This window comes from Tunicatimonas sp., assembly GCF_049647865.1.
Taxonomy (GTDB): domain Bacteria; phylum Bacteroidota; class Bacteroidia; order Cytophagales; family Cyclobacteriaceae; genus Tunicatimonas.
This window is the reverse complement of sequence record NZ_JBARYM010000601.1, coordinates 1-6,764: the sequence shown is the minus strand read 5'-3', so window position 1 is coordinate 6,764 and position 6,764 is coordinate 1. Positions and strand designations below refer to the sequence as shown.

The window sequence follows — 6,764 nt, the reverse complement described above, 5'->3', positions numbered from 1 at the left end:
CGAAAGACCAACTACCTCGCAATGATGGGCAGATCGACGATTGGTCTAATTATCCGGAAGAAAAAATTTACGGTACTAATTTGTTAAAGGACACGGAAGATGATACTCCCTATCCGGTGGATACTACCGATCTCAGCGTGAAGGTGCGGGTCGGGTGGGTAGCAGGACTTAACCGACTATATTTTTTATACGAGGCTTACGACAACTATTGGGATTTTGGGAGGTTTAATCCGCAGGGCTATTTAAATGATATTTTTGAAGTGGTGGTGGATGGTGATCTTTCGGGTGGGCCGTTTATTTTTAATGATATGCTGAAGGATGCCGGAAAAATGGGGAATGCCCCGGCGCATATTTACAACCACTTACGGTTTAGCGGTGTTCACGCGCAGAACTACCATATCTACACCCCTCCGGTAAATAATGCCTGGACCTTGATCTGGGGCAGTCAGCCCTGGATTGCGGAGTTTCCTCAGTCCAATCACGCTTACCAATACAATTTTGAGCCGGGTGAAAGTGGACATCTCACCTTAGAATTCTATATTACACTATACGATCACGCTCCGCACAGCGGGGTACATCAAGCGCAAGAAAGCAATCTACGGGTAGATGATTACATTGGTTTGTCTTGGTCAGTGCTAGATTTTGACGGGGGTGAGCGAGAGGGGCACAACAATCTTTCTCACAATACCTTGATGGTAAAAGATGCTTCCTACTTGTGCGCGTTTCGGCTAATGCCTTTAGAAGAGCGGTTTCAACCTGAACTGCAAGCTGAATGGTCGTTTGAGGTAATTGATCTGGCGGAGCGACTGGTGTACTTTAAGGATGAATCAATCGGGGATATTGACCAGTGGACGTGGGACTTCGGGGATGGACAGCAATCCAACGAAGCTTCTCCGGTGCATCAGTATAAGCAGCCCGGAGTTTACTACGTGGTTACGCTAACGGTAGAAGGTTCCGCCGGTACCTCCCGCCGAACCCGGTACTGGGAAGTGATGGTTCCCTGATAATAGATATGCGAAAGCAAAGAAAACATATACAATGGTGGGTTCGCTGGTTGCTTGGTATTGCCGGGTTGACTATGCTGTTGATCTATTACTATTCTTTGTCATTTCCGCTATTTAGCACTCCCTACGCAACGGTGTTAGAAGACCAGCAAGGTAACTTATTAGGAGCCAGTATTGCCGACGATGAGCAGTGGCGATTTCCCCCTTCGGATACGGTCAGCGAAAAATTTAAGCGGGCAATTCTGCACTTTGAAGATCAATACTTTTATCAGCATCCGGGCTTTAATCCCATTTCCCTGATTCAGGCGACTTATCAAAATATAAGGGCGGGGAAAATAGTGAGTGGGGGCAGTACGCTAACGATGCAGGTAATCCGGCTAGCCCGAAAAAAAGACCGGACGATTGCGGAGAAGCTCCGGGAAATTCTCCTAGCTACCCGGCTGGAACTAGCGTTGCCTAAAGACGAGATTCTTAGGTTATACGCCTCCCAAGCTCCCTTCGGAGGAAATGTGGTGGGGCTCGATGCCGCGGCTTGGCGGTACTTCGGGGTTCCGCCGGAAAAACTTTCCTGGGCCGAAAGTGCGTTGTTAGCGGTGCTGCCCAACAGTCCGGCTCTACTGTATCCGGGGAAAAACGAAGAACTACTTATCGGAAAGCGCAACCGACTACTGAACAAACTCTACCACCGGGGGGTAATTGATTCGCTGACACTTCAATTAGCTATAAACGAACCACTACCGGATGCACCCCGGCCGCTGCCGCAACTTGCCCCGCATCTACTTACCCGCACCATTCAAGAAGAAAGGAAAGGAACGCGTACCACTACCACTCTAAACGCTACGCTACAGCGGCAGGTGACCGCTTTAGTAGAACGACATTCGCAGCAGCTAAGAAGAAACCACGTTCACAATGCCGCGGTGCTGGTAGCTGATGTTGAAACGGGCGAAGTAGCTGCTTACGTAGGGAACAGTCGATCAGGTAGACCGCATGGAGCTTCAGTAGATATTATTACCGCACCGCGTAGTACGGGCAGTGTACTCAAACCGATTCTTTACGCAGCCATGCTACACGAGGGAAGTATCTTACCGCACTCGTTAATTCCGGACATTCCCACCTATATCGATGGCTTTGTTCCTCAGAATTTCAGCAAGCAATTTGAAGGAGCGGTACCGGCGGATCAGGTAGTTTCTCGTTCGCTAAATGTTCCGGCGGTGCGGATGCTGCAAAAGTATGGAGTGGAAAAGTTGCACCATAAACTAAAGCAGTGGGGCATGACCACGCTCACTCAATCCCCCGGTCACTACGGACTGAGCTTAATTTTGGGCGGAGCCGAAGTTACGCTGTGGGATTTGGTGGGAATGTACGCCAGCATGGCCCGCTCGCTCAATTATTACTTTCGCTACCCCGAACCTAATCGCTACAGCCAATCCGATATCCATCCCCTCAGTTATGAAGTAAAAGCCGATTCAGCGAAGCCCAATGCTCAATCTGAATACGGTCATTTGAGCGCCTCATCGCTGTGGTTCGCTTTTCGGGCAATGCAGGAAGTAACCCGTCCGACGAACGAAGTTGGCTGGCAGTATTTCTCTTCGTCTCAATCGCTAGCCTGGAAGACCGGCACTAGCTACGGCCACCGCGATGCCTGGGCGGTAGGATTAACGCCTCGCTACGCTATCGGGGTCTGGGTGGGCAATGCCGACGGGGAAGGCCGACCAGGACTGACCGGAGTGACTGCCGCGGCTCCGCTATTGTTTGATATCGTACAATTGATGCCCGCCACCGATTGGTTCGATATGCCCCGTAGCGATATGGCTAAAGTAGTGGTCAGCAGCTCGAGTGGATACCGAGCTCCTCGTCAGGCGACCGATACGGTAAGCAGTTGGGTCCCGGGCGCCGGATTGAAAGCACCGGTCTCACCCTATCATCAGCGGGTTCAGTTAGACGGTAGCCGAACGTATCAAGTACAAGGCGACTGCGAACCTATTCATCAGATGCACACCCAGCAGTGGTTCACCTTGCCCCCGGTGCAGGAATGGTACTACCAGCGTAAGCATCCCAGCTACCAACCCTTACCACCCTACAGAGCCGACTGCCATCCGGGTGGAATGGAAAATATTCCAATGGATATTATCTACCCCAAAGCCCACGCTAAGATCTATATTCCGAAAGAACTACAGGGCGAGCGGGGAAGAACGATCTTTGAAGCTACGCACCGCGACCATCAGCAATCATTATACTGGCACGTAGATGATACCTATCTGGGTAAAACTAAAGGCGAACACCAAATGGCCTTACTGCTGGAACCTGGTTCACATACGCTGCACGTAGTAGATGAACTGGGAAACACGATCGCTCATCCGTTTGAGATTGTGAGTGGGGATTAATTATTTAGTCTGCTAACTCAGATGTTCGCTTCTTCCTCTCAATCAACTCGGTTACTTCCTTTAGCTTCTGCTGAAGTTCTTCGCGGTCGCGCTGGTTTTCTTGTAGCAGACGAAATAATCGCTTCACTTCATTTTCGGGGCTTAGCCGGAAGATTCTCTGTACAAAATCGACAAAGATCAGCCCTTGCCGGGCTTTGGTAATCACTCCCCGCAGTTTAAACGAGCGGGTGGCGTACTTGAGGCGGGCAATCTGGGAGATACGCAACGTTCGTAAGAAGGAGACAAATGGAAGAAGAATAATTAGTAGATCAATCCAGTTCTCTTTGACGTAGTTTAGCTTCCGGCGGCTGATAGAGATCATCAACAAGAACTCAAAGGTGAAGGCGCACCAAATGAAGGTTTGAATCGCTTCCAAGATTAGATTGATCTTCAACTGAGGGAAATTAGCCCGAACTTCATCCAAAAATTTCCACTCAATAACCAGCACGGGAATAATGAGTACGGCAATGCCGATCATCGGTAGTACAAACCGGCGCTTCAGTTCGGCAAACAGGCCTTCGTTTACTTTACACCACTGCCAACCCGGAATCCAGCAGTACTCGCCACCGCGTATGTTGCGGGAACCGATTCGAAGGGGCGGGAAGACAAGGGCTAGCAACCGTTTGTTTCTTTCAGCCCGATTCATGGAAACTCGCGACTTCCTACTGTAATAAAACAGTAACAGAGCATCTCCCATAAATAGCAGATAAATAAAACTTAGTATCCCTCCCAGCCAAGCCAACCAAGCCGATAGGGAAGGGGAAACCTGTTCTTCGGTAAACGCAGTAACTAGTGCGCCGATAAGCAGTAAACTTATAATTCCTAAAAAGAAGACGCCGCCGGCTGTTTTATTTTCGTAGCGGCTTAGGGCATTACCCTGCTGAAGGGTTTGGTGAGTGCGTAATTCGTAGTCTTCGCTCTCCTTCTCCCGAATTAAGCGCTGAATCAAAGGAAAGTGGCTAATCTGTTCAAGAGTTTTTCTATCATCCAGTGCTATTTTCACCTGCTCTAGCACCAGCGGATTATCGGTTGACTCCAACTGTTTAATCAGACATTCCTTTAAGGTAGCCGCTTGTTTATTATTTGTCGTTGTTGATTCTTCGTTCATGAACTGACCTCTGGTTGGGAAATAGGTTTAGAGGCATAAAGAAGGCATACAAGATTCGGTAGTCTACCTTTTTTCCGTAGCAAATCAATGAATTTTGTGAAGCTGCCTATTATTCTCCTTGTTAACTGTTATTTTAGGATTTATTTGTTTAAATAAGAATTGTCAGATAGTATTAAGTCCGCCCGTCGCCTGTTATTTCCAGTTAAGTTAGTTTGTTCTTCATCCGGTTGGTTTTGCTAGTAGTAGCTGCACGCCAAAGATGCAGTATGGTTACGAAGATATTGGAAATTATTTATGGATATAGTATACGTCAGACTTATTCTCGGTTGGATTCTGCTGTTCGGAATGGTTGAACTCTTGGGGCAAGAAAGCAATGACTACCCTAGCAAACTCACCAAAGAGGAGGCGATAAGTACTGCCGAAAATATTATCGAATTCGTAGACACGTATCCGATTGATGATCAGCAGTTGGCCTACGACTCATTAGAGCTGCTGGTAAACTACTTCAGCATTGATACGCTTCGGTACAGAACCTACCTTAAACGAGGGCGGTTCGAGTTTTTTGCCAAAAATGATGTAGATAAAGCTCTTCAGTACTTTACTAATGCGAAGGATATTGCAATTCAGCACAACAATGCCGAACGCGAGATAGATGCCCTGCTGCAAATTGCCCAAGTGTACAGCAATACCGGTATCAACGAAAAAACCACTGAAATCCTTCTAAACCTTATCGAGCGGGCAAAAGAAATTGGGGACTCGGTTCAGCTATCTGCGGCGTACTTTCAACTGGGACTAGCCAGCATTAGTGTGTCGGATTACACCATTCGGATGTTTAAGAAGAGTTTGGCCTATAGTAACCCGGGGATACGGAACTTAGTAGGAATCTACGGTAATTTAGGGCAGTCCTACCTACTAATTGATTCGCCCAATTTGGATAGTGCTCAGTACTACTTGGAGATAGGAAATCAGATTAATGATACTGCCCGCGTGTCACCGGGTGTCCCGCTAAGTTTAGTAGAAACTTATATACTACAGGGATACTACGCGCGCGCTGATTCATTGATTGACAAAGTACTGCGGGAACCTAGTTACGGAAATTACGACTTTTCTTTACTTACTCTTGATCTAAAGATCAGGTTGCTTCAACAACGAGAGGAATACCAATTAGCCTATCCCTACGTGCTGAATGGCCTGGAGAAAATCTTAGGAGAAGCGGTGTTCGATGACTACGAAGTAGTAGACTTTAGTCATACTGCCAAAGAATCGCTGTACGCGCTGAACGATCTGGAGAACTACCGAAAGCTGGATAGCATCGAGCGGGCGGCACACGATAGTATCATGGTTTACATAGAAAACGCTCAGGTAAGTCGGACCGAAAGTGCGCGCGCTATTGATAAACTAGAGGAGCAAATAGTGCAAAAGGACAATGAGATCTGGTACCGAAATATCGCGCTCGTCATTGGTGGGCTATTGTTTTTGTTTGTTTTAGTTGCCGTATACCAAACAGTGAGGAAAACTAAACTAGAAGATCAACTATATACAGAAAATCAACGAGCTAAAAAGATTGAACGAGAGAAGCAGGCCAGTGATCAGTACGCTACCCAATTGGAGCAGGAGATGGCCGCGAAGATCCAACAGCAGGAGCGTCAGCTACTTGGCTACTTGGCAAGTCTCAGCCATAAAAACGCTACCCTCCAACATGTTTTAGTTCTATTAGAAGAAGCTAAGAACGAACTGGAACGCAACGAAAAGATACATACAGCATCTACGCTGCTGGCTGATGTGGTGGAAGGAAAAAGCTCTGGTAAAAAGTTTTTCAATCACTTTGAACACGTACATCCCGAATTCTACCAAAAGCTAGACGAACGATCAGCAAATTTAACCAAACAGGATAAACGCGTACTAGCCTACATAAAAATGCGATTAACCTCGAAGGAGATTGCCCAGTTGCTAGGGGTGAACTACGAGAGTGTGAATACCAGTCGGTACCGTCTTCGGAAGAAACTACACTTGGCGAAGAATGAAGACTTAGATGATTTCATAGAGAAATTGTAAATTAAGTAGACTATTGCCTGCCTATTATTCAGCTCTGATATATTAATTTATTTAATAGACTTATACTTTAATGTACAATTCGTGGGAGTATTTTTCTTATTGGTATAAATACTTGTAGACAAGATAGATATGCAATAGACAGCCTACTTGTGCATTAGATTTCTATTGCAGCCA

General features: G+C 46.9%; 4 protein-coding genes. 3 read left to right on the top strand and 1 reads right to left on the bottom strand.

Annotated features, from left to right (window positions below):
• Together WBA23_RS17640 and pbpC are read left to right on the top strand one after the other, a co-directional pair.
• Positions 1-1,004: PKD domain-containing protein (locus WBA23_RS17640; protein ID WP_424583604.1), on the top strand; the 1,004-nt coding region annotated here is incomplete at its 5' end.
• Between the two features lie 8 nt (positions 1,005-1,012).
• The gene (gene pbpC, locus WBA23_RS17635) at positions 1,013-3,388 is read left to right on the top strand and encodes a penicillin-binding protein 1C (protein WP_424583603.1); all 2,376 of its coding nucleotides are present in this window, start codon (positions 1,013-1,015) and stop codon (positions 3,386-3,388) included.
• Positions 3,389-3,392: 4 nt separating this feature from the next.
• On the opposite strand, the gene WBA23_RS17630 is transcribed toward pbpC, so the two are convergent.
• Positions 3,393-4,535, bottom strand: coding sequence for a hypothetical protein (locus WBA23_RS17630; protein WP_424583602.1), 1,143 nt, complete (start codon positions 4,533-4,535; stop codon positions 3,393-3,395).
• Positions 4,536-4,829: 294 nt separating this feature from the next.
• On the opposite strand from WBA23_RS17630, the gene WBA23_RS17625 reads away from it, so the two are divergent.
• A complete protein-coding gene (locus WBA23_RS17625) occupies positions 4,830-6,590 on the top strand; it encodes a tetratricopeptide repeat protein (RefSeq protein ID WP_424583601.1) in 1,761 nt (586 codons plus the stop codon).
• Positions 6,591-6,764 lie beyond the last annotated feature (174 nt).